Source organism: Streptomyces sp. NPDC060194 (genome assembly GCF_042728285.1).
Lineage (GTDB): Bacteria > Actinomycetota > Actinomycetes > Streptomycetales > Streptomycetaceae > Streptomyces.
Genome location: NZ_JBHWZH010000040.1, coordinates 1 through 20298, shown reverse-complemented (window position 1 = coordinate 20298; position 20298 = coordinate 1). Strand labels below are relative to the sequence as shown.

Here is a 20298-nt window from a genome sequence, read left to right as displayed (position 1 = left end):
ACCGCCTGCGACCATGACCGTCATGGCCGACGCACCCACCCCCACCCCGCTGCTGACCGATCCCACCACCTCCCGCCGGGACCGCGTCCCGCCCGCCTGGGCCGTTCTCCTGGTGGCGTGCGCGGGGCAGTTCCTGGTCGTCCTCGACGTCTCGGTCGTCAACGTCGCGCTGCCCTCGATGCGCACCGACCTCGGGCTCAGCGCGTTCGGGCTGCAGTGGGTGCTCAACGCCTACTCCATCGCGTTCGCCGGGTTCATGCTGCTCGGCGGGCGGGCGGGGGACATCTTCGGGTCCAAGCGGATGTTCCTGCTCGGCCTCGGCGTCTTCACCGCCGCCTCGCTGGCCGGCGGCCTGGCCCAGGAGGGCTGGCAGCTGCTCGCCGCCCGCGCCCTCCAAGGGCTCGGCGCGGCCGTCCTCTCCCCGGCCACCCTCACCCTGCTCACCTCGGCGGTCCCGGCGGGCCCGGCCAGGACCCGGGCGATCGGCACCTGGGCCGCGGTCGGGGCGGGCGGCGGCGCGGCCGGCGGGCTGATCGGCGGGGTGCTCACCGACGCGCTGTCCTGGCGCTGGACGCTGCTGATCAACGTGCCGATCGGTGCCGTCGTCCTGGTCGCGGCGGTGCTGTGGCTGGCCGAGCACAAGGCCGGGGCGCGCCACCGGCTCGACCTCGCCGGCGCGCTCCTGGTCACCGGCGGCCTGGCCGTCCTCGCGTTCGGCATCGTGCAGACCGAGTCGGCGGGCTGGGCGGCGGCCGCGACCCTCGTCCCGCTCCTCGCCGGCCTCGCCCTGCTCGGCGCGTTCCTCCTCGTCGAGGCCCGCACCGCCGAGCCGCTGATGCCCCTGCGCGTCTTCCGCACCCGGACCGTCTCCGCCGCCAACGCCGGGATGTTCGTCGCCGGGTCGGCGATGTTCTGCACCTGGTTCTTCATGACGGTGTACGCGCAGAACGTCCTCGACTACACCCCGCTGGGCGCGGGGCTCGCCCTGATCCCCAGTTCGCTCAGCGTCGTCCTGGGGGCGAAGCTGGCCCCGGTCCTGATGCAGCGGATCGGCGCCCGCACCACCGCGGTCCTGGGGGCGCTGACCGCTGCGGCCGGCATGGCCTGGCAGTCGGCGATGACCCCCGACAGCCCCTACCTCAGCGGCATCCTGGGCCCCGGCATCCTGATGCTCACCGGCGCCGGGCTCGCCACCACCCCGCTCGCCCACCTCGCCACGGCGAGCGCCGGCCCCGGTGAGGCGGGCCTCGTCTCCGGCCTGGTCAACACCTCCCGCACCATGGGCGGCGCGCTCGGGCTCGCCACCCTCTCCACCGTCGCCGCGGCCGCCACCGGCGGGTCACCCACCCCCGAGGCCCTCACCGACGGCTACGCGGCCGCCTTCGCCGTCGGCGCGTGGGTCCTGGCCGGCTGCGCGCTGATGCTGCGGATCTGGCTGCCCCGGGAGCGCGCGGTCCGCCCGGGGGCGGCCCCGCGGGGCTAGAACCGGCCCGGCCGGTCAGAGCCAGCCCTGCCGCCGGGCCGCGCGGGCCGCCTCCATCCGGTTGCGGGTGCCCGTCTTGCCGATCGCGGCGGACAGGTAGTTCCGCACGGTCGACTCCGACAGGTGCAGTTTCCCCGCGATGTCGGCGATCGTGGCCCCGTCGACCGCCGCGTTCAAGGCGTCCCGCTCGCGTTCGGTGAGCGGGCTCGGCCCCGCCCCCAGCGCGGCCGCAGCGAGCGCCGGATCGACGACCGTCTCGCCGGCCAGGACCCGGCGGATCGCGTCCGCCAGCTCCTCCACCGGCCCGTCCTTCACCAGGAACCCGCGCGCGCCCGCCTCCATCGCCCGCCGCAGGTAGCCGGGCCGGCCGAAGGTGGTGAGGATCAGCACCCGGCAGTCCGGGATCTCCTTCCGCAGGTCGGCGGCGGCGTCCAGACCGCTGCGACCGGGCAGCTCGATGTCGAGCAGCGCCACGTCCGGCCGGGCGGTGAGCGCCGCGGACACGATCTCGTCGCCCTTGCCGACCTGCGACACCACCTCCATGTCCGGCTCCAGGCCGAGCAGCAGGGCGAGGGCGCCGCGCATCATGCCCTGGTCCTCGGCCAGCAGGACTCTGATCATCGGGTGTGCTCCAGTTCGGGGTCGCCGCCGTGGCCGGCGGGCGGGCTGTCGTGGCCGCCGTGCTCGGCGGGTGTGCGGTCGTGCTCGGCGGTGTCGGTGCCCGGGGGCAGTTCCGCGCTCACCAGGAAGCCCTCCCGGCCGGTCGGGCCCGCGTCGAGCGTCCCACCGGCGGCCGCCAACCGCTCGCCCAGGCCGCGCAACCCGGTGCCGCCGCCCCCCGGCCGGGGCTCCGCCGCCGCCCCGCGCCCGTCGTCCCGCACCTCCAGCCGGACCCGCTCCCCGGAGCTGTCGACGGACATCTCGCACCGGCTCGCCCCGCTGTGCCGTACGACGTTGGTGACCGCCTCCCGCACCACCCAGCCGAGCAGCGCCTCCGTCTGCGCGGAGAGCGGCGGCCCGGTGCGCCGGACGACCGCCTCGATGCGGGCGCTGGCCAGGACGTCGCGCGCCCCGTCCAGCTCCGCGGCGAGGCTCCCGTCCCGGTAACCGCTCACCGCCTCGCGTATCTCCGTGAGCGCCTGCCGGCCGACCGACTCGATGTCGGCCACCTGGCCGAGCGCCGCGTCGAGGTCCCGCGGCGCGAGCCGCCGGGCCGCCTCGGACTTCACCACGATCACCGACAGGGTGTGTCCGAGCAGGTCGTGCAGGTCCCGCGAGAAGCGCAGCCGTTCCCGCTCCACCGCCGCGTGCGCCAGCTCCTCGCGAGTCGCACGTAGCTCCTTCACGGTCCGGGACAGCGACAGGATCGTCGCGGTCACCATGCCGGAGAGGAAGGTGCCGTAGCCCACCGCCGCCGAGTCCCAGACATGGCCGCCGTCGCCGCCGGCCAGGAAGCCCGCCGCGCCGGAGATCGCGCCGAGCCCCGCGGCCAGCGTCCGGCCGCGCAGCGCGACCCCGTAGGTCAGGGCGAGCAGGGGGAAGAACAGCCGCCAGGCGCCTCCGTAGGCGTCGGCGAGTACGACGGTCACGGCCGTCATCCCCACCAGGGCCAGCTTCACCGACACCCGGCGGCGCAACCGCTCCTCGAAGGCGTGGAACACCACGAAGATGTAGAGGGAGTTGAAGGTGAGCAGCCCCGCCGCGCCCAGCCACGGGTCGGGCGTCTTCCCCTGGACCAGGTTCGCCAGCCCCCCGAGGCCGAAGAGGAGCCACGGCAGCATCGTGTACCCGGTCGGCGGCCCCGGCGGCCGGAGCTCCAGGTGGCGCAGCCCCGGCGGGCACAGTTGCTGTCGCCACGTCCGCCGCCCGCCGGCGGTCGCACCCGAGCCGCCCCTGCTCTCCTGGTCCATGGCGACGATCATGCCGTCCTCGCAGACCGCCGGTAAGAGGTGGCGGCGTACGCCCCGAAGAGCAGCAGCCAGCCGGTCAGCACGGTGAGGGTGAGCAGCCCGGGGGCGTGCCCCTGCACGGTGGACCAGCCGAGGTCGGCGAACCGGTTGGCCGGGGTGAACTCGGCGAGGGCACGCAGCCAGCCGGGGAAGACCTCGGTCGGGAACCACAGCCCGCCGATGACCGAGAGCACCATCAGCGCCATCATGTTGACCATGCCGGCCGCCTGGGCGGTGAGCCGGTAGCCGTTGCCGATGCCGAGCAGGGTGAAGGGCAGCGCGCCCGCCCACAGCAGCCCGACCAGCGCGGCCCACTGCCACGCCGCCAGCCGCACCCCGTTGACCAGCGCTCCGGCCAGGAGCACCGCGCCGATCGCGGGCAGCACGGTCACCGATCCGCTCAGCGCCCGGCCGAGCACCACGGCCCGCGGGGTGAGCGGGGTGACCCGCAACTGGCGCAGCCAGCCGAGCGCCTTGTCCGCCGCCACCCCCGTGCCGACGGAGGTGGCGGCGCCGAGCGCCCCGTAGGCGGCCATGCCGACCATCGCGCTGGTCCGCCACGCGGCCCCGTCCGCGTCGTCCGCGGCGCCGAGGTTGGTGAACAGCAGGTACATCAGGACCGGCATCCCGATCCCGAAGACGACGTATCCGGGGTCGCGCAGCGTGCGGCGCACCTCGAGCTTCACGTACTCGGTCATCGGACGGTCTCCCACTCGGTCGCGGTGCGCGGGGTCGGGACGGTGACGGGGCCAACGGGGGCGGGCGCGGCGACGGCGGGGCGGTCGGGAGCGGCGGTCAGGGCCAGGAACGCGTCCTCCAGCGTCGCCGGGACGACCTCCAGACCGCGGATCGCCCCCCGCTCGGCCAGGGCCAGGACGGTGGCGTCCGCGTCGGCGGACCGCAGCCGCGCCCGGCCCTCGCGCAGCTTGACCGAGGTGACGCCCGGCAGCGCGCCGAAGGCGTCCCTGTCGAGCCCGCCGGGGGCGGTGGCGACGGAGACGAGGGTGTCGCCCCCGGCCCGCCTGAGCTGCTCGCCGCTGCCGTCGGCGACGATCCGGCCGCGGTCGAGGACCACGATCCGGTCGGCGTTGCCGTCGGCCTCCTCCAGGTAGTGGGTGGAGAACAGGACGGTGTTGCCGCGGTCCGCGTACGCCCGCATCGAGGCCCAGAACGCCCGCCGGGCCTCCACGTCCAGCGCGGCCGTCGGTTCGTCCAGGACGAGCAGCATGGGGCGGCCGGCCAGCGCGACGGCGAACCTGGCCCGCTGGACCTGGCCGCCCGAGAGCTTGTCGATCCGGCGGTGCGCCTGCTCGCTCAACCCGGCGAGCGCCAGCGCCTCGGCGACCGGGAGCGGGTCCGGGTACGTGCTGCCGACGAACGCGACCAGCTCACGCACCGTCACCTTCGGTATCGGGCTGCCCTCCTGGAGCATCGCCCCGACCAGCCCGGCCCGCACGGCCTGCTCCGCGGTGCGGCCGAAGAGCCTTACCTCGCCGCGGTCCGGGGCGTCGAGCCCGAGCAGCAGCGAGATCGTGGTGGACTTGCCCGCCCCGTTCCGCCCCAGCAGGGCGACCGTCTCGCCGCGGCCGAGGGCCAGCTCGACGCCGGCCACGGCCCGTACGGCCCCGAAGTTCTTCTCCACCCCGCTGAACCGCACCGCGAGGGTGTCCGTCGCTGTCGTCTTCTCCATGCCTACGACGTTACGGAGCGTGAACGAACCGCGACAGACACGGATGTCATCAATCGAGCGGTACAAATGTCATCAGCGCTGCTGACACCCGTCATGCGTCCGCCACCGAGCGGGCGGGCAGCCTCCACCCGGAGTCACTGCGCGGCGATCCGCCCGCTCCGGGCGGCCTGGTGCAGCGGCACCGGTCGTGGGACGGCCGCCTCGTCGGCGTCCGCGCCGCCGGGCGCCTCCGCGGGCCGCCCCTCGTTGCGATCCCCGCCCGGCTGCGGCTCGGCCCCGACCGGGTCGAGCCCGTTCGGATCGCTCGCCCGCAGCGTCGCGATCCCGCACGGCGTCTCCGCCGTCGCGTACGGCAGGTGCAGGGACCCCTCCCGCGACCAGCGCCCCGCCCCCGCCAACCACCCGCGCGGCGCCGGGATCTGCCGGACCGTGCGCTGGGCCGGCCGCCACAGCGCCACCCAGCTCCCTTCCCCACCCGAGCGCTCCGCGCCTCCGCCCGAACCTCCCTGCGCGCCGCCGTCGTCCTCCACCCGGAACGCCACCGCGCAGCTCTCCGGCGTCAGCACCTGCCCCGGCTGCACCGCGAAGGGGGTCAGCGTCACCCCCGGCGGGCGCAGGCACTCCGGGAAGCGCACCGGCCGGGTACTGCCCAACACCCCCCAGCCAAGCAGCGGCCGCCCCGGCGCGTCGGAACCGATGAGCAGCAGACCGCTGTCCGGATCGGCCAGCAGCACCCGGTCGTCGCTGCCGTCGGCGATCTGCAGCAGCGGGGTGACCGCGCCGCCCCCGGCCAGGTCGAGCGCCACCGCCTTGACCGGCCCGCCGTCCTCCAGGGACCGGTTGAGCGCGAGCATCCGGCCCTCGCCGTCCAGCCAGACCCCGCTCGCGCACCGCCCCGGCACCTCGGCGATCCGCTCGGGCCCGAAGGCCCCGCCGGCCACCTGCCAGAGCGTCGTGGACGTCTCGCCGACGGACAGGGCGTACGCGCCGTCCCCGCGCGGGCACGGCGGCAGCAGCTCCAAGTGGTCCGCCTCGACCGCGCCGAGCGGGAGTTGGCCGGTGCTCGGGCTCGGCCCCGTCGGATAGAGCAGCGAGAAGTGGTGCCGGCCGTCGATCCGGCGGTGGATGAGCACCCGGCCGTCGACGAGCGGGAGCACCCCGGAGTCCGGCTCCTCGGGCTGGTCGAGCGGCAGCGCCACCGCGTACGCCTCGGGACCGGCGAGCGTCCACCGCTCGGGGCACCAGGCGCCCTCCGCGCGCTGCACCAGCCGCGCGGCGTACGAGCCGTCGGCGGCGACGGTCAGCGCCGCGGACGCGACGGGGTCGGGGCCGCGAACGGTTGCCGGGGGGCGCGGCGGGGCCGTGCTCGGCATCGGCGGGACCGGGCCGGGGAACGGGTGGTACGCCGGGACGGCGTCCGGCGCCGGTGCCGCGTCCGGCGTCAGGGCGCTCTCCCAGGTCGACGCCGCCTCGGGCATCGGGGCGAGCCCGGGCATAGGGGCGAGCCCGGGCATCGAGGCCGCCTCCGACCTCGGGGCCGCCTCCGGCGTCGCCGCGGGCGGACCGTCGGCGAACCCCTCCGCACGCCCCGCGCCCCCGTCCGCCGCGCTGCTCGCCGGCTCCGACAGCTCCGGCCACCCCTCCGTCTCCGGCAGTCGGCCTCCCTCCAGTTCGTCCCGCACGTCCACTGTGTCCCCGCCGTCCCCGGCGGACTCGATGGCCAAGACCGTCATGGCGAGCCGTCACCTCCTGTCCCGCCCGAAGCTAGTTTTCGCGCCTCCGCGCGCAGCCGGGGAGCGGCCCGGGCATCACACGAACGTGTGAGGCGGGCGGGGTTCCACTGAGCGCGAGAGGACGGGTGTGCTGGGCGGCCCCCGGTCTCCCCGGACGACCGCCCGGGCACGGAGGCGGGGCAGGTAGCCTTGCAGCGTGTCCCGTCAGCCCTCCACCGACGCCCCCGCGGCCCGCACCTCCTCCGACGTCCCCGACGCGGAGCCGGCCGCCCGCCGCGCAGAGAAGACCGCACGCCCGGCCCGGCTGCGGGACGTCGTCGCCGCGCTCGACGCCCTGTGGCCCGCCGAGCGGGCGGAGTCCTGGGACGCGGTCGGCACCGTCTGCGGCGACCCCGACGCACCCGTGAACCGGGTGCTGTTCGCGGTCGACCCGGTCCGCGAGATCGTCGAGGAGGCCGTCGCGCTGGGCGCGGACCTGCTGGTCACGCACCACCCGCTGTACCTGCGCGGCACCACGACCGTCGCCGCCGACACCTTCAAGGGCCGCGCGGTGCACACCCTGATCAAGCACGACATCGCGCTCCACGTCGCGCACACCAACGCCGACACCGCCGACCCCGGCGTCTCCGACGCGCTCGCCGGCGCGCTCGGCCTGCGGGTCCTCGGCCCCCTGGTGCCCGACGCCACCGACCCCGCGGGCCGCCGCGGCCTCGGACGGCTCTGCGAGCTCGACGCCCCGCTCACCCTGGCCGAGCTCACCGAGCTGGCCGCCGCCCGGCTCCCCGCCACCGCGCAGGGCATCCGCGCGGCCGGCGACCCGGCCCGCCCGATCCGCACCGTCGCGGTCAGCGGCGGCTCCGGCGACAGCCTCTTCGACGCCGTCCGCGCCTCGGGCGCCGACGCCTTCCTCACCGCGGACCTGCGCCACCACCCCGTGTCCGAGGCCTCGTACACCTCCGATCTCGCCCTCCTGGACGCCGCGCACTGGGCCACCGAGTGGCCCTGGTGCGAGCAGGCGGCCGCCCAGCTCGACGAGATCTCCGACCGTCACGGCTGGAACCTGCGGGTCCACGTCTCGAAGACGGCCACCGACCCCTGGACCGTCCACACCTCTTCCCCTGGAGCCCCCAACTGAACGCCGCGCCCGCCGACCAGATCCGCCTCCTCGACGTCCAGGCCCTCGACGTCAAGCTCTCGCAGCTCGCCCACCGGCGCGCCAACCTGCCCGAGCACGCCGAGCTCGACACGCTGACCAGCGACCTGGCCCAGCTCCGCGACCTGCTCGTCGCCGCTCAGACCGAGGAGGGCGACACCACCCGCGAGCAGAACCGCGCCGAGCAGGACGTCTACCAGGTCCGCCAGCGGACCGTCCGCAACCAGCAGCGGCTCGACTCCGGCAGCGTCAACTCGCCGCGCGACCTGGAGAACCTCCAGCACGAGATCGTCTCGCTCGCCAAGCGCCAGGGCGACCTGGAGGACATCGTCCTGGAGATCATGGAGCGCCGCGAGGCCGCCCAGGAGCGGATCGGCGAGCTGTCCGAGCGGGTCACCGCCGTCGAGGCCAAGGTCGGCGACGCCACCGCCCGCCGGGACGCCGCGCTCGCCGAGATCGACGCCGAGGCCGGCAAGCTCACCAAGGAGCGCGAGGTCGTCGTCGGCTCCGTGCCCGAGACGCTGGTCGCGCTGTACGAGAAGATCCGCGCCCGGGAGGGCGGCGTCGGCGCGGCGCGCCTGTACCAGCGCCGCTGCGAGGGCTGCCGCCTGGAGCTCAACATCACCGAGGTCAACGAGGTGAAGGCCGCCCCCGCCGACGAGGTCCTGCGCTGCGAGAACTGCCGCCGCATCCTCGTCCGCACCTCCGAGTCCGGCCTGTAGGCACCCCTCCCGATACGCGTCGGAGCAGCGCAGCGTGAACACCTTCGTGGTCGAGGCCGACGGCGGCTCCCGGGGCAACCCGGGGCCCGCCGGCTACGGCGCGGTCGTCGTCGACTCCGCCTCCGGCGAGGTCGTCGCCGAGGCCGCGGAGTACATCGGGGTCGCGACGAACAACGTCGCCGAGTACCGCGGGCTGGTCGCCGGGCTCAGGGCCGCGCATGCCCTGGACCCCGAGTCCACGGTCCACGTCCGGATGGACTCCAAGCTCGTCGTCGAGCAGATGTCGGGCCGCTGGCAGATCAAGCACCCCGCCATGAAGCCGCTCGCCGCCGAGGCCGCGGCCGTCTTCCCCCGCGACCGGGTCACCTACGAGTGGATCCCGCGCGCGCAGAACAAGCACGCGGACCGGCTCGCGAACGAGGCGATGGACGCGGGCAGGCGCGGCGAGCAGTGGTCGCCGTCCCGGTCGACGGCGGCCCTGGACGCGCCCGCGCGCGAGGCGGACAGCCCCGTCGGCGACCAGGCGGCGGGCCTGGCGAAGGCCCGCGCCGCGCTCGCGGGCCGCGCGCGGCCGACGGGTGCCGGCGGTCCTACGGGCCCGGAGGCGGGGTCCGCGCGGGCCGGCGGTGCGACGCTGTTCGACATCGCCGGACCACCCGGCTCCGCAGGGACGACTCCCGCCGCGGCCCCCGGGTGGGCCCCCGCCGACCTCGGCGCGCCCGCCACCTTCCTCCTGCTCCGCCACGGCGAGACCGCACTCACCCCTGAGAAGCGTTTCTCCGGCAGCGGCGGCGGCGATCCCATGCTCTCCGCGGTGGGCCGCGCCCAGGCCGAGCGCGCCGGAGAGGCGCTGGCCGCGCGGGGCACGGTCCAGGCGATCGTCAGCTCCCCCCTCCTGCGCTGCCGCGAGACGGCCGCGGCGGTCTCCGCGCGGCTCGGTCTCGACGTCGCCGTCGAGGACGGCCTGCGCGAGACCGACTTCGGCGCGTGGGAGGGCCTCACCTTCGGCGAGGTCCGCGAGCGGTACCCCGACGACCTCACCGCCTGGCTCGCGTCCCCCGACGCGACGCCCACCGGCGGCGGCGAGAGCTTCGCGCACGTCGCCGAGCGGGTGGCGGCGGCGCGTACGGAGCTTGCGGCGCGGTACGCGGGCCGCACGGTCCTGCTCGTCACCCACGTGACGCCGATCAAGACCCTGGTGCGGCTGGCCCTCGGGGCCCCGCCGGAGTCCCTCTTCCGCATGGAGCTGTCCGCGGCGTCGTTCTCCGAGGTCGCGTACTACGCCGACGGCAACGCGAGCGTCCGCCGCCTGAACGACACGTCCCACCTGGCCTGAGAGGCCCCCGCACGGGGCACACGCGGCCCAAGGGGACGCGGGAGGCGCGTCCCGGGGCGGGGAGGTGGGCCGGGATGGCCGAGTCGATGCGGGCGCAGCGGCGGTGGTACGAGAGCTGGTGGGCGATGGCCCTGTGGTTCGTCGTGGCGTCCGTCGCCGTACGGCTGCTGTTCGGCGGTATGGACGAGTGGTTGTCGGCCGTGATCGGAGGCGGGTTGGTCGGGGGGGCCTACGCGGCGTTCTTCCGCATGCGGCAGCGCAAGGACGGCACGATCTCCGGAACGGAGACCGACGACGTTCCCGCACTCGACCGACGGATCAGGCGCGGAGACATCCCCGACGACCCGCGCGAGCGCGAGGCCATGGACCGGCTCGTCACGCGGAGGCTGGAACAGATGTCCGCGCGGAGGTTCTACTGGGCGTTCGGCGTGCTCATCGCCATGGACGTCGCCGTCGGCATCCTGGCGATCGTCAACGGCGAAGCTCTGACCGGACTGCTCTTCATCGTCGGTGGAACGGCCTTCTGCGGCGTGCTGTTCCTGTTGCGGCGCCGCAACATCAAGCGGTTCGAGGGCGTCAGGCAGCAGCTGCGCGGGGCGCACACGGAGGCCACGGCGACTAGTGGAGCCGCCCCGGCATCTACCGAACCGTCCCGTGCCGCCTCCGGGCACTTCGGCGACTGAGCCCTCTGCCACGCCCGAAGGGGCCGCCCCGGACACCCGGGCGGCCCCTTCGCCGACTCAGCGCAGCCCCGCCGCCTCCCGCGCCAGCTTCTCCACCCGCGTCCAGTCCTTCGTCGCCACCGCGTCCCCCGGCAGCATCCACGTCCCGCCGACACAGCCGACGTTCGGCAGCGCGAGGTAGGCCGGGGCGTTCGCCGGACCGACCCCGCCCGTCGGGCAGAAGCGGGCCTGGGGGAGCGGGCCGGCGAGGGACTTCAGGTAGGGCACACCGCCCGCCGCCTCCGCGGGGAAGAACTTCATCTCGCGCACCCCCCGCTCCAGGAGCGCGACGACCTCGGAGGTCGTCGAGACGCCCGGCAGGAACGGCACCCCGGACGCCGCCATCGCGTCCAGGAGCGCGTCCGTCCACCCCGGGCTGACCAGGAAACGGGCCCCCGCCGCGACCGCGTCCGCGACCCCGCCCGGCGTGATGACCGTGCCCGCGCCGACGACCGCGTTAGGCACCTCCGCCGCGATCGCCCGGATCGCGTCCATCGCGGCCGGCGTCCGCAACGTCACCTCGATCGCCGGCAGCCCGCCCGCGACCAGCGCCCGGGCGAGCGGAACGGCGTCGGCGGCGTCCTCCAGGACGACGACGGGGACGACGGGGGCGAGATCGAGCACGGAGGCGGCAGGGGTGCCGGGCACGGAGGAGGTCATGCCCCGCATCCTCCGCAATCGCAGCGCCCGACGCAACGAACGTTGCACGATGCGCAACACGGCCCGTCCATAGGCGCGCGATAACTCACCGTCCCCTAAGGGACGCGATTTCCACCGCGCCTCCTAAGGGACGCGATATCCCCCGGGACGACGACCGCTCAGTGCACCTCGTCGACGAGGACGTCCAGCGCACCGTGCCCGCGCCCCTCCTCGACCACGTACCCCAGCTCCCGGAGCGTCTTCGCCAGCTCGCCGACGGACCTCGGGTCCGCCCCGGCCGTCAGCAGACTCCGCACGATCCGCCCCTTGGTCGCCTTGTTGAAGTGGCTGACCACCTTCCGCGTCGGCGCGTGCAGCACCCGGACCGTCGCGGTCCGCTCGGCGGTCGCGCCCTTGGGCTTCCAGGCCGCCGCGTACGCCGCCGACCGCAGGTCGAGCACGAGTCCTTCGCCCACGACCTCCGGCAGCACCGGCGCCATGGCCGTCCGCCAGTACGCGCCCAGCGGCCCCGTCCCGGGCAGCTTGACGCCCATGGAGCAGCGGTAGGAGGGGATGCGGTCGCCGATCCGCACCGCGCCCCACAGCCCGGAGAACACGAGCAGCGAGCGCCCCGCCCGCCGCCGGGCCGCGGTGTCGAGCGTCGCGAGCCCCAGGGCGTCGTACAGGACCCCCGTGTAGATCTCGCCGGCCCGCCGGGTCCCGGCTTCCAGGAGGCCCGCGTTCTTCGCGACCTCCCCACGCAGGCCCTCGCTCAGGCCGAGGACCTCCCGGGCCTTCTCCTCGTCGGCCGCGCACAGCTCGACCAGCTCCGCGAGCACGGCCGCCCGCGCCTCCGTCAGCCCCGGCAGGGACAGCGAACCGAGGTCCAGGGCGGCCCCCCGACCGGACGCGGCCTTCCCCTCGGACGGCGGCAGCAGCACCTGCACAGCGATCTCCTCACGCTCGACCGGGGCGAAAAAGCCCCGATCCAGCGTACGGGGTGCCTCCCCACCCCCCGCCCCCTACGCTCGTGCCATGCCCCGCCGCCAGCTCCACGTCTCCGGTGCCGACCTGCCCGCCGCCCTCGCCGCGCTGCGCCACGAGCTCGACGTCCCCGGCGACTTCCCGCCCGACGTCCTCGCCGAGGCCGAACGCGCGGCCAAGGACCCGCGGCTCCCTCCGTCGCCCTACGACGCCACCGGCGTCCCGCTGTTCACGATCGACCCGCCCACGTCGACCGACCTCGACCAGGCGATGCACCTCGAACGCACCCGCGGCGGCTACCGGGTCACCTACGCGATCGCCGACGTCACCGCCTACGTCACCCCGGGCGGCGTCCTGGACGCCGAGGCGCACCGCCGGGTGAACACCTACTACCTGCCGGGCGCGAAGGTGCCGCTGCACCCACCGGTCCTCTCCGAGGGCGTCGCCAGCCTGCTCCCCGGGCAGACGGCGCTCGCCCTGCTCTGGCGGATCGACCTCGACGCCGACGGCGCCGTCACGGCGGCCGACGTCCGCCGCGCCCTCGTCCGCAGCCGCGCGAAGCTGGACTACGCGGGCGTCCAGCAGCAGATCGACGCAGGCACCGCCGACGCCCCGCTGGCCCTTCTGAAGACCATCGGCGAGCTGCGCGAGGCCCAAGAGGCGGCCCGCGGCGGCATCTCCCTGAACGTCCCCGAGCAGGAGGTCGTCGAGCAGGACGGCGGCGGCTACGCGCTCGGCTTCCGCGCCCCGCTGCCGGCCGAAGGATGGAACGCGCAGGTCTCCCTGCTCACCGGCATGGCGGCCGCCGACCTCATGCTCGCCTCGGGGACGGGCATCCTGCGCACCCTGCCCACCGCCCCCGACGGCGCCGTCGGGCGGCTGCACCGCGTCGCGAAGGCGCTCGGCGTCGACTGGCCGCACCACACCTCGTACGCGGCCCTGGTCCGCTCGCTCGACCCGACCGGCGACCCGCACGTCGCGGCGTTCCTCCAGGAGTGCACCTCGCTCCTGCGCGGCGCCGGCTACACCCCCTTCACCGGCGGCGAGCTGCCCGAACCCGCGACCCACGCCGCCGTCGCCGCGCCCTACGCGCACGTCACCGCCCCACTGCGGCGCCTCGTCGACCGCTACGCCGGCGAGATATGCCTCGCCGCGGCCGGGGGAGCACAGCCGCCCTCCTGGGTCCTGGACGCCCTCCCCGCCCTCCCGCAGGAGATGGCCGACGGCAGCCGCCGCGCCAACGCCGTCGAGCGCGCGAGCGTCGACCTCGTCGAGTCGCTGCTCCTACGGGACCGGCTCGGCGAGACGTTCGACGCGGCGGTCGTCGACGTCAAGGAGGGCAGGCCGCGCGTCGGGACCGTCCACCTCACCGACCCCGCGATCGTCGCCCGCGTCGAGTCCGACACCACCGACCTGCCCCTCGGCGAACCACTCCGCGTCCGCCTCACCCGCACCGACCCGACCGTGCTCTTCGCACCCGCGTGACCAGCTCCCGCGGCGCGTCCGCATGGAACCGGACCACCTCCACCCGCCGCGTCCGCCCCAGGAACCCCGTCACCTCGACGGGCTCGGTGAGCCTCAGCGTCACCGACGTCTGCCCGCCGACCGGCAGGTCGAGCACGCCGTCCACCCTCGTCGACCGGTCGGGGGCCCGCAGTTCACAGCCGACCGTGTCGATCGCCGCGAGCGGCACCGCCAGGTCGAACCAGGCGCTCTGCCGCAGCCGCAGCACCCCGTCCGGCCCACCGGTCAGCAGGTGCGGGCGGGTGACGGAGCACGCGTGCAGCCCGAGGACCATCAGCACGGTGTAGACGTCCAGGTACAGCACGAAGGCGTGCACCACGGGCCACGGTGCCAGCAGGAACGACAGCGCGACGGTCTCGACCACGCAGACGAACGCCATCCCGTACATCATCGCGGCCTGGTCCCGGGCGTGCCCGAAGGCCTCAGCGGACCCGCCCCCGTCGTCCCGCCGCCGCAGCACCCACCGGGCGAGCCCGGCCAAGACGCGCGCCTCGTGCGCGACCACCCGCCGCACGAGCGGCAGGAGGGCCGGTCGCGGCGCGCCCGCCGCCACCCCGCTCACGACGCCCCCTCCGCCGCGCGCTCGCCCAGCCGGGCGATGACCTGGCGCACGACCTCCGCCTGGGCGGGGGACAGCCCGGCCAGCAGCGCGTCGGCGAAGTGGGACGCCTCGGAACCGCCCGTGCCGCCGCGCACCAGCTCCTCGGGGATCCCGGCCGCCAGCTCCGCCGCCAGCGGTCCGACGCGCGGGTCGTCGGCGTCCGCGTCGGCGAGCGCGTCGAGACGGGCGTAGAGCTCGTCCATCGGCTCCATCGCGCCGAGCGCCGCGTACAGCTCCGGCGCGCCCTCGTGATGGTCGAGCAGCGGGAGGATCTCCCGGTCCCGCGCGGCCATCGGCGAGTCGCCCGGCGGCACCCTCCGCAGCAGCTCCGCCAGCGCGGGGGAGACCGGGCCCTCCTCCCCGACGCCCTCCGCGAGGAGGACCGCGAGCCGTTCGCGGCGGGCGCGGATCGCCGCCTCCTGGCGCGCGAGGTCCGCGTCGAGCTCGCGCAGGATCTCCTCGAGGTCGCGCCCGGCGTCGTCCGCGAGCACGTCGCGCACCTCGTCCAGGGCGAGCCCCAGCTCCGTCAGCCGCCTGATCCGGCTGAGCAGCACGGCGTCCCGCAGCGCGTACTGCCGGTAGCCGTTGCTCCGCCGGGCGGGCTCCGGGAGCAGCCCGAGGTGGTGGTAGTGCCGCACCGCCCGCGAGGTGACCCCGGCGAGCGCGGCGATCTCTCCGATACGCATGGGGCCAGTAGAAACGTTGCCGCTACGTCAGGGTCAAGCTCCTCCGGCCCGTCGTGCCCTGCTCGCGGCGCACCACCGCCGCCGTCGCCGCGTCGACGGCCCGCTCCAGCTCCGTCACCACCGGCAGCAGACCGGCGCTGTCCCGCCCGAACGGCGGATGCTCCGCGCTCGCCGTCTCCACCGTCCGCCGCGCGTCGGCCAACGCGCGGTACGCCTCGCGCCGCAGCCGCAGCCGGACGGCGAACTCCGCCTCGCCCGCCCGCGTCCGCGCCCCGTACGCGCGGACGGACCGCTCCGCGAGCGCCATCCGTACGGAGACCTGCGCCCGCGGCCCGCCGAGACCGGGCACGAGGCCGACGGCGAGGACGACCGCGCAGGCCAGCAGGGTGTCGGTGAGCCGGGCCCAGGTGGCCGACGGCTGCCCGCCGAGCTGGAGGAGGGCCAGCAGCAGCGGGGTGACCGCGGCGGTCTGCAGCGCGAAGTTCCGCTGCGCCACCGGGATCAGCGCGGCCGCGCCGGCGGCCACGAGCACCGCGCGGTCGCCCACCGCCACCGCGGAGAGCGCGGCGAACACCAGCACCCCGGCCAGCGTCCCGAACGCCCGGGTCACCGCCCGCGAGAACAGCGGCCCCATGTCCGGCTTCACCAGGAACGCCGCGGTCGCCGGCAGCCAGTACCAGTGGTCCGCGCCGATCCACAGCGCCACCGCCGACGCCGCCGCGACGGTCACCGCGACCCGCGCCCCGTACTCCCGGCCCGCCGGCCCGGCCGCCCGCCGCAGGTAGTCACCGGCCCCCGGCCCGACCGCGCCGACCGGCGGCGCCGCGTCCCCGTCGAACACCCCCGCGGCCAGCAGCGCCGCACGGTGCAGCGCGGCCCGGCCCGCGGTGTCCGGGGCGGGCGCCGCCAGCGGCCCCGCCGGCCCGCCGCGGCGAACCGCCGACGCCAGCCGCCCCGGCATCCCGACGACCCGCGCGTCCAGAGCGGGGCCGGGCGCCCCGTGCCGCGCCTCCCACATCAGCGTCACCGCCGCCTCGCTCAGCGCCCCCGCCACATCCAGCCGCGCCCGCAGCGCGGCCGGCGGCCGCGTCCCGCGGTGGGCGTAGAGCGCCTGGTACGCGCCGTCGTACGCGGCGGTCAGCCGACGGCGCGCCGCCTCCGCCGCCTCCGGGCCCCGCCCGACCGCGGCGAGCAGCGCGCCGAGCGCGTCGTACACCGCCGCGACCACCTCCCGGCCGTCCGCCGCGGACCGCAGCGGCCGGGGCAGCAGCGCGCCGACGGCGACCACCCAGCCCGCCCCGCCGAGCAGCGCCGCCCCGCGCGCGAGCGGCGGCAGCTCCAGGTGCATCCCCGCGCCGACCACCGCCAGCACCATCAGCTGCATCCCCGTCGCCGACGCCACCGGGCCGACCGCGCTCACCGCCCCCGCGACCACCCCCGTCGCGGCCAGCGCGGGGACCGCCCACCACCCCGGCAGATACGCCGCGACCAGCGCGCCCGCCACCGCCCCGAGGGCCCCGCCGAGCGCCGGCACCCCCACCCGCACCCCGCGCGCCCCCTGCCTCCCCGGCCGGTCGTTGATCGTCGCGAACATCGCGCCGAGCCCCGCCATCACCCCCACCGCGACCACGTCCGCCGCCACCGCGCCGGCCACCACAGGCCCCACCCCGCACCCCGCGCGCAGCACCGCCGCCCACGGCACGGGCCCGCGCAGCCCGCGCACGGGGTGGGTCAGCCAGGGGGCGTCGGTCGCCATCGGGCACCGCCAATCGATCGTCCTGCCCCGGAACGTACGGGGCCGGACCGGACATTCCGTGACGTCCGTGTTTCCACGCGGTGATCTTTCGCGGGGGCGCGGGGGCGCGGGGGCGCGGGGTCGCGTGCGGTGTCGACCTGCCCGGACCGGCCCGTAGACTGTTCCGCACGGCGGACGAGCCGGGCGGGCGGCCGCGTGGAGACCCTTCGGGGGCTCCCCGAGGAACGTCCGGGCTCCACAGGGCAAGGTGGTGGCTAACGGCCACCCGGGGTGACCCGCGGGACAGTGCCACAGAAAACAGACCGCCCGGCGCTCCGGCACCGGGTAAGGGTGAAACGGTGGTGTAAGAGACCACCAGCGCCTGAGGTGACTCAGGCGGCTAGGTAAACCCCACCAGGAGCAAGGTCAAGAGAGGCACTCGCAAGAGCGCCTTGCGCGGACGATCGAGGGCTGCCCGCCCGAGTCCGCGGGTAGACCGCACGAGGCCGGCAGCAATGCCGGTCCTAGATGGATGGCCGTCACCTCGACGACCGCGAGGTCCCGAGGCACAGAACCCGGCGTACAGCCCGACTCGTCCGTCGCCCCCCCCGGCGACTTCGGCCCGGAGGCCCCGCCATGGAGCACGTCCGACCCGTCCCGCAAGGCCTCACCTACCCGGAGGCCGGCGCCACCGCCCGCACACCGCTGCCCGCCGGCTACCGGCACCTGCGCCACCGCGCCCGGATCGGACACGGGCGGGCCGCGTTCGAGGCGGCCGGGGCGGCGGTGAACGAGTGGCGGATGCACAACGCGCTCGTGCCGGGCATCCTGCGACTCACCGCACCCGTGCCGCGGGCCGAGGTCGGAGCGGAGGTACTGGTCACCATCACCCGCCTGATCAGCGCGCCGTGCGTCGTCGTCTGGACCTCCGACGAGCCCGACCGGCTCGGGTTCGCCTACGGCACGTTGCCGGGCCACCCCGAGCACGGCGAGGAGGCGTTCCTCGTCGAACTCGACCACGACGGGACCGTCTGGTGCACTGTCACCGCCTTCAGCCTCCCCGCCGCCCGATACGTTCGCCTCGCCGGCCCGCTCGTCCCCCTCCTCCAGCACGCCTACGCCCGGCGGTGCGCCCGGGTCCTGCGCCGGATCGCTCGCGGGTAGCACCACCGGGAGCGCAGAATGGGCGCCGGGCCGACGGGGGGAGGCTGAAGTGACCGGCAGCCGCGAGCGCGCCGACTGGGCGCGCGTCGACATGGGGGCAGGCGACTCCCTGCACCTGCTCGACGCCTGCTTCGACACCCACCACCTGGCCCCGCACGCCCACGAGGAGCTGACCGGCGGCGTCACCCTCGGCGGCTCCGAGATCATCGACTACCGGGGCGACCGGGTGCGCTCGGACCCCGGGTCGATCGTCGTACTCATGCCGCAGGAGGCCCACACCGGCCGCCCGGCCACCGGCTGCGAGGGATACGCCTACCGCTCGATGTACCCCCGGTCCGCGCTGCTCACCGAGGGCACCACCGCCCTGCCGTTCTTCCGCGACCCGGTGGTCCACGACCCCGGACTCGCCGCCGCCCTCACCCGCGCCCACACCGCGCTCAGCATCCGCCCCGACCGCCTGGAGGCCGAGTCCCGCCTCCCCTGGCTGCTCACCGCCCTCGCCCGCCGCCACGGCACCGGTGTCCGCACGACCCGTGACCGCGTCCCCGGCGCCCGCACCGTCGCCGAGGCCGTACGGGACCGGCTCGCCGACGAGCTGACCGCGCCGCCGTCCCTCGCCGCCCTGGCCGCCGAACTGGGCCTGTCGCGCTACCAGCTGCTGCGCGCCTTCCGCGACACCTACGGCATGCCGCCCTACGCCTGGCTCGCCCAGTACCGCGTCCTGCGCGCCCGCGCGCTCCTCGACACGGGCCACCGGCCCGCCGAGGCCGCCGCACTCGCCGGCTTCGCGGACCAGGCCCACCTCACCCGCTGGTTCCGGCGGGTCACCGGCTCCACCCCGGCCGCGTACCGCAACAGCGTTCAAGACCGGAGCAGGTGACGACGGCCAGGGTGGGCGCATGAGCGCACGCGGCTGGTTCCTCTTCTCCCTGATGGGCGTCCTCTGGGGCATCCCCTACCTGATGATCAAGGTCGCGGTCGGCGACCTCCCGCCCTCCACCGTCGTCTTCGTCCGCTGCGCCCTCGGCGCGGCACTCCTGCTGCCGTTCGCCCTGCGCGGCGGACGGCTCGCCAGGACCGTACGGAGCCACTGGAAGCCGATGCCGGCCTTCGCCGCGATCGAGATCATCGGCCCCTGGTGGACGCTCACGGACGCCGAGCAGCACCTCTCCAGCTCGATGGCCGGGTTCCTCATCGCCGCCGTCCCGATCTTCGGCGTCATCCTGGCCCGGCTCCTCGCCCTCGGCGACAGCGAACGCGTCACCCCGCGCCGTGCCCTCGGACTCGCGCTCGCCCTCGGCGGGGTCGCCGTCCTCACCGTCCCCCACCTCTCCGGCGGCGACGCCTGGTCGATCACCGAGCTGCTCCTCTCCGCGTTCGGATACGCGCTCGCCCCGCTCATCGCGGCCCGGCACCTCAAGGCCGCCGTTCCCACGCTCCAGCTCGTCACCCCCTGCCTCCTCCTCGCCGCCCTGGTGCACGCGCCGGCCGGTATCGCCGGGCTCCCCGGAGAGCTGCCCGGCGGTGAGGTCCTCCTCGCCCTGGCCGGCCTCGGCATCCTCTGCACCGCCCTGGCCTTCGTCGGGTTCCTGGAGCTCATCCGCGAGGTCGGCCCCTCCCGCGCCTCGGTCATCACCTACGTCAACCCCGCCGTCGCCGTCGCCGCGGGCGTCACCTTCCTCGACGAGCCGCTCACCGCCACCATCGGCCTCGCCTTCGCGCTGATCCTCGGCGGATCGGTCCTCGCCACGCTCGGCGGGGCGCATGCGGACCGCGCCGGCGGAGACGCCGCTCCGGTTTCGATCGAGGCGGTCGGGGCACCCTCGGAGGTTCGAGTTGACGACGCGGCGCGAGGGGCGTAAGTTCCTGCGAGTTGTCACGGGGCCGGTACGGTTCTGTGACGGCCACTCGCCGCTGAGGCGGCACCTCACCTCCAGCACGATCTCCCTCCGGGATCGAATTCGGCGTGCCCGAATTCAATTCCACACGGCTCGATTATGAGTCGCGGGAATGAAGCGCTAGAGTTTGAGACGTCGGAACGGCTCAACAGCCGCAAAGACAACTCCCGCTGACTGGGAATCAGGCCCGAAAGAGTCTGGTAGAGTCGGAGACGCAAGACCGAAGGGAAAAGCCCGGAGGAAAGCCCGAGAGGGTGAGTACGAAGGAAGCGTCCGTTC

At 75.6% G+C, this 20298-nt stretch carries 19 protein-coding genes and 1 other RNA gene; 10 read left to right on the top strand and 10 right to left on the bottom strand.

Features of this window, described 5'->3' with window-relative positions:
* Positions 1–13 precede the first annotated feature (13 nt).
* Positions 14–1483, top strand: a complete 1470-nt coding sequence (locus tag ACFWEG_RS11760; protein WP_387212512.1) for an MFS transporter — start codon at positions 14–16, stop codon at positions 1481–1483.
* Between the two features lie 15 nt (positions 1484–1498).
* Here the strand turns inward: ACFWEG_RS11760 and ACFWEG_RS11755 are convergent, their stop codons facing one another.
* The 5 genes from ACFWEG_RS11755 to ACFWEG_RS11735 form a co-directional block, all read right to left on the bottom strand.
* Complete coding sequence (locus ACFWEG_RS11755) at positions 1499–2104, bottom strand: response regulator transcription factor (protein ID WP_387212509.1); 606 nt, start codon at positions 2102–2104, stop codon at positions 1499–1501.
* Positions 2101–3393 (bottom strand): sensor histidine kinase, encoded by a 1293-nt coding sequence (locus ACFWEG_RS11750; RefSeq protein WP_387212506.1) that lies wholly within the window; start codon positions 3391–3393, stop codon positions 2101–2103. The genes ACFWEG_RS11755 and ACFWEG_RS11750 overlap by 4 nt, the downstream gene beginning before the upstream one ends.
* An 8-nt stretch (positions 3394–3401) precedes the next feature.
* Positions 3402–4130 (bottom strand): ABC transporter permease, encoded by a 729-nt coding sequence (locus ACFWEG_RS11745; RefSeq protein WP_387212503.1) that lies wholly within the window; start codon positions 4128–4130, stop codon positions 3402–3404.
* Positions 4127–5122 carry an ABC transporter ATP-binding protein gene (locus ACFWEG_RS11740; protein WP_387212500.1) on the bottom strand — a complete coding sequence of 332 codons (996 nt, stop codon included), beginning with the start codon at positions 5120–5122 and terminating at the stop codon, positions 4127–4129. The genes ACFWEG_RS11745 and ACFWEG_RS11740 overlap by 4 nt, the downstream gene beginning before the upstream one ends.
* A 134-nt stretch (positions 5123–5256) precedes the next feature.
* The gene (locus tag ACFWEG_RS11735; protein ID WP_387212497.1) at positions 5257–6855 is read right to left on the bottom strand and encodes a hypothetical protein; all 1599 of its coding nucleotides are present in this window, start codon (positions 6853–6855) and stop codon (positions 5257–5259) included.
* A gap of 304 nt (positions 6856–7159) precedes the next feature.
* Here ACFWEG_RS11735 and ACFWEG_RS11730 point away from each other — a divergent pair, with 304 nt between their 5' ends.
* From ACFWEG_RS11730 to ACFWEG_RS11715, 4 genes are all read left to right on the top strand, one after another.
* Positions 7160–7990: a Nif3-like dinuclear metal center hexameric protein gene (locus ACFWEG_RS11730; RefSeq protein ID WP_387212575.1), complete on the top strand. Its 831-nt coding sequence runs from the start codon at positions 7160–7162 to the stop codon at positions 7988–7990.
* Positions 7987–8730, top strand: a complete 744-nt coding sequence (locus ACFWEG_RS11725) for a zinc ribbon domain-containing protein (protein ID WP_387212572.1) — start codon at positions 7987–7989, stop codon at positions 8728–8730. The genes ACFWEG_RS11730 and ACFWEG_RS11725 overlap by 4 nt, the downstream gene beginning before the upstream one ends.
* Before the next feature lie 34 nt (positions 8731–8764).
* Positions 8765–10066: a bifunctional RNase H/acid phosphatase gene (locus tag ACFWEG_RS11720; RefSeq protein ID WP_387212494.1), complete on the top strand. Its 1302-nt coding sequence runs from the start codon at positions 8765–8767 to the stop codon at positions 10064–10066.
* Between the two features lie 74 nt (positions 10067–10140).
* The gene (locus ACFWEG_RS11715; RefSeq protein WP_387212491.1) at positions 10141–10749 is read left to right on the top strand and encodes a hypothetical protein; all 609 of its coding nucleotides are present in this window, start codon (positions 10141–10143) and stop codon (positions 10747–10749) included.
* 57 nt (positions 10750–10806) lie between these two features.
* Here the strand turns inward: ACFWEG_RS11715 and eda are convergent, their stop codons facing one another.
* A complete protein-coding gene (eda, locus tag ACFWEG_RS11710; protein ID WP_387212488.1) occupies positions 10807–11448 on the bottom strand; it encodes a bifunctional 4-hydroxy-2-oxoglutarate aldolase/2-dehydro-3-deoxy-phosphogluconate aldolase in 642 nt (213 codons plus the stop codon).
* Between the two features lie 158 nt (positions 11449–11606).
* On the bottom strand, positions 11607–12374 hold the full coding sequence (gene yaaA / locus ACFWEG_RS11705; RefSeq protein ID WP_387212485.1) for a peroxide stress protein YaaA: 768 nt from the start codon (positions 12372–12374) through the stop codon (positions 11607–11609).
* A gap of 88 nt (positions 12375–12462) precedes the next feature.
* On the opposite strand from yaaA, the gene ACFWEG_RS11700 reads away from it, so the two are divergent.
* Positions 12463–13896, top strand: a complete 1434-nt coding sequence (locus ACFWEG_RS11700) for an RNB domain-containing ribonuclease (RefSeq protein ID WP_387212482.1) — start codon at positions 12463–12465, stop codon at positions 13894–13896.
* Here the strand turns inward: ACFWEG_RS11700 and ACFWEG_RS11695 are convergent.
* The 3 genes from ACFWEG_RS11695 to ACFWEG_RS11685 are packed head-to-tail and all read right to left on the bottom strand — an operon-like array spanning position 13856 to position 16978.
* The gene (locus ACFWEG_RS11695) at positions 13856–14497 is read right to left on the bottom strand and encodes a hypothetical protein (RefSeq protein WP_387212479.1); all 642 of its coding nucleotides are present in this window, start codon (positions 14495–14497) and stop codon (positions 13856–13858) included. The two genes, ACFWEG_RS11700 and ACFWEG_RS11695, sit on opposite strands and share 41 nt — an antisense overlap.
* Positions 14494–15222: a MerR family transcriptional regulator gene (locus tag ACFWEG_RS11690; protein ID WP_387212476.1), complete on the bottom strand. Its 729-nt coding sequence runs from the start codon at positions 15220–15222 to the stop codon at positions 14494–14496. The genes ACFWEG_RS11695 and ACFWEG_RS11690 overlap by 4 nt, the downstream gene beginning before the upstream one ends.
* A gap of 22 nt (positions 15223–15244) precedes the next feature.
* On the bottom strand, positions 15245–16978 hold the full coding sequence (locus ACFWEG_RS11685) for an FUSC family protein (protein WP_387212474.1): 1734 nt from the start codon (positions 16976–16978) through the stop codon (positions 15245–15247).
* 175 nt (positions 16979–17153) lie between these two features.
* Between ACFWEG_RS11685 and rnpB the strand changes: the two genes are divergently transcribed.
* The 4 genes from rnpB (at position 17154) to ACFWEG_RS11665 (ending at position 19983) form a co-directional block, all read left to right on the top strand.
* Positions 17154–17556: RNase P RNA component class A (gene rnpB, locus ACFWEG_RS11680), an RNA gene on the top strand.
* Between the two features lie 37 nt (positions 17557–17593).
* Positions 17594–18121 (top strand): DUF1990 family protein, encoded by a 528-nt coding sequence (locus ACFWEG_RS11675; RefSeq protein ID WP_387212471.1) that lies wholly within the window; start codon positions 17594–17596, stop codon positions 18119–18121.
* Positions 18122–18170: 49 nt separating this feature from the next.
* Positions 18171–19001, top strand: a complete 831-nt coding sequence (locus ACFWEG_RS11670) for an AraC family transcriptional regulator (RefSeq protein ID WP_387212468.1) — start codon at positions 18171–18173, stop codon at positions 18999–19001.
* Between the two features lie 19 nt (positions 19002–19020).
* On the top strand, positions 19021–19983 hold the full coding sequence (locus tag ACFWEG_RS11665) for a DMT family transporter (protein ID WP_387212465.1): 963 nt from the start codon (positions 19021–19023) through the stop codon (positions 19981–19983).
* Positions 19984–20298 lie beyond the last annotated feature (315 nt).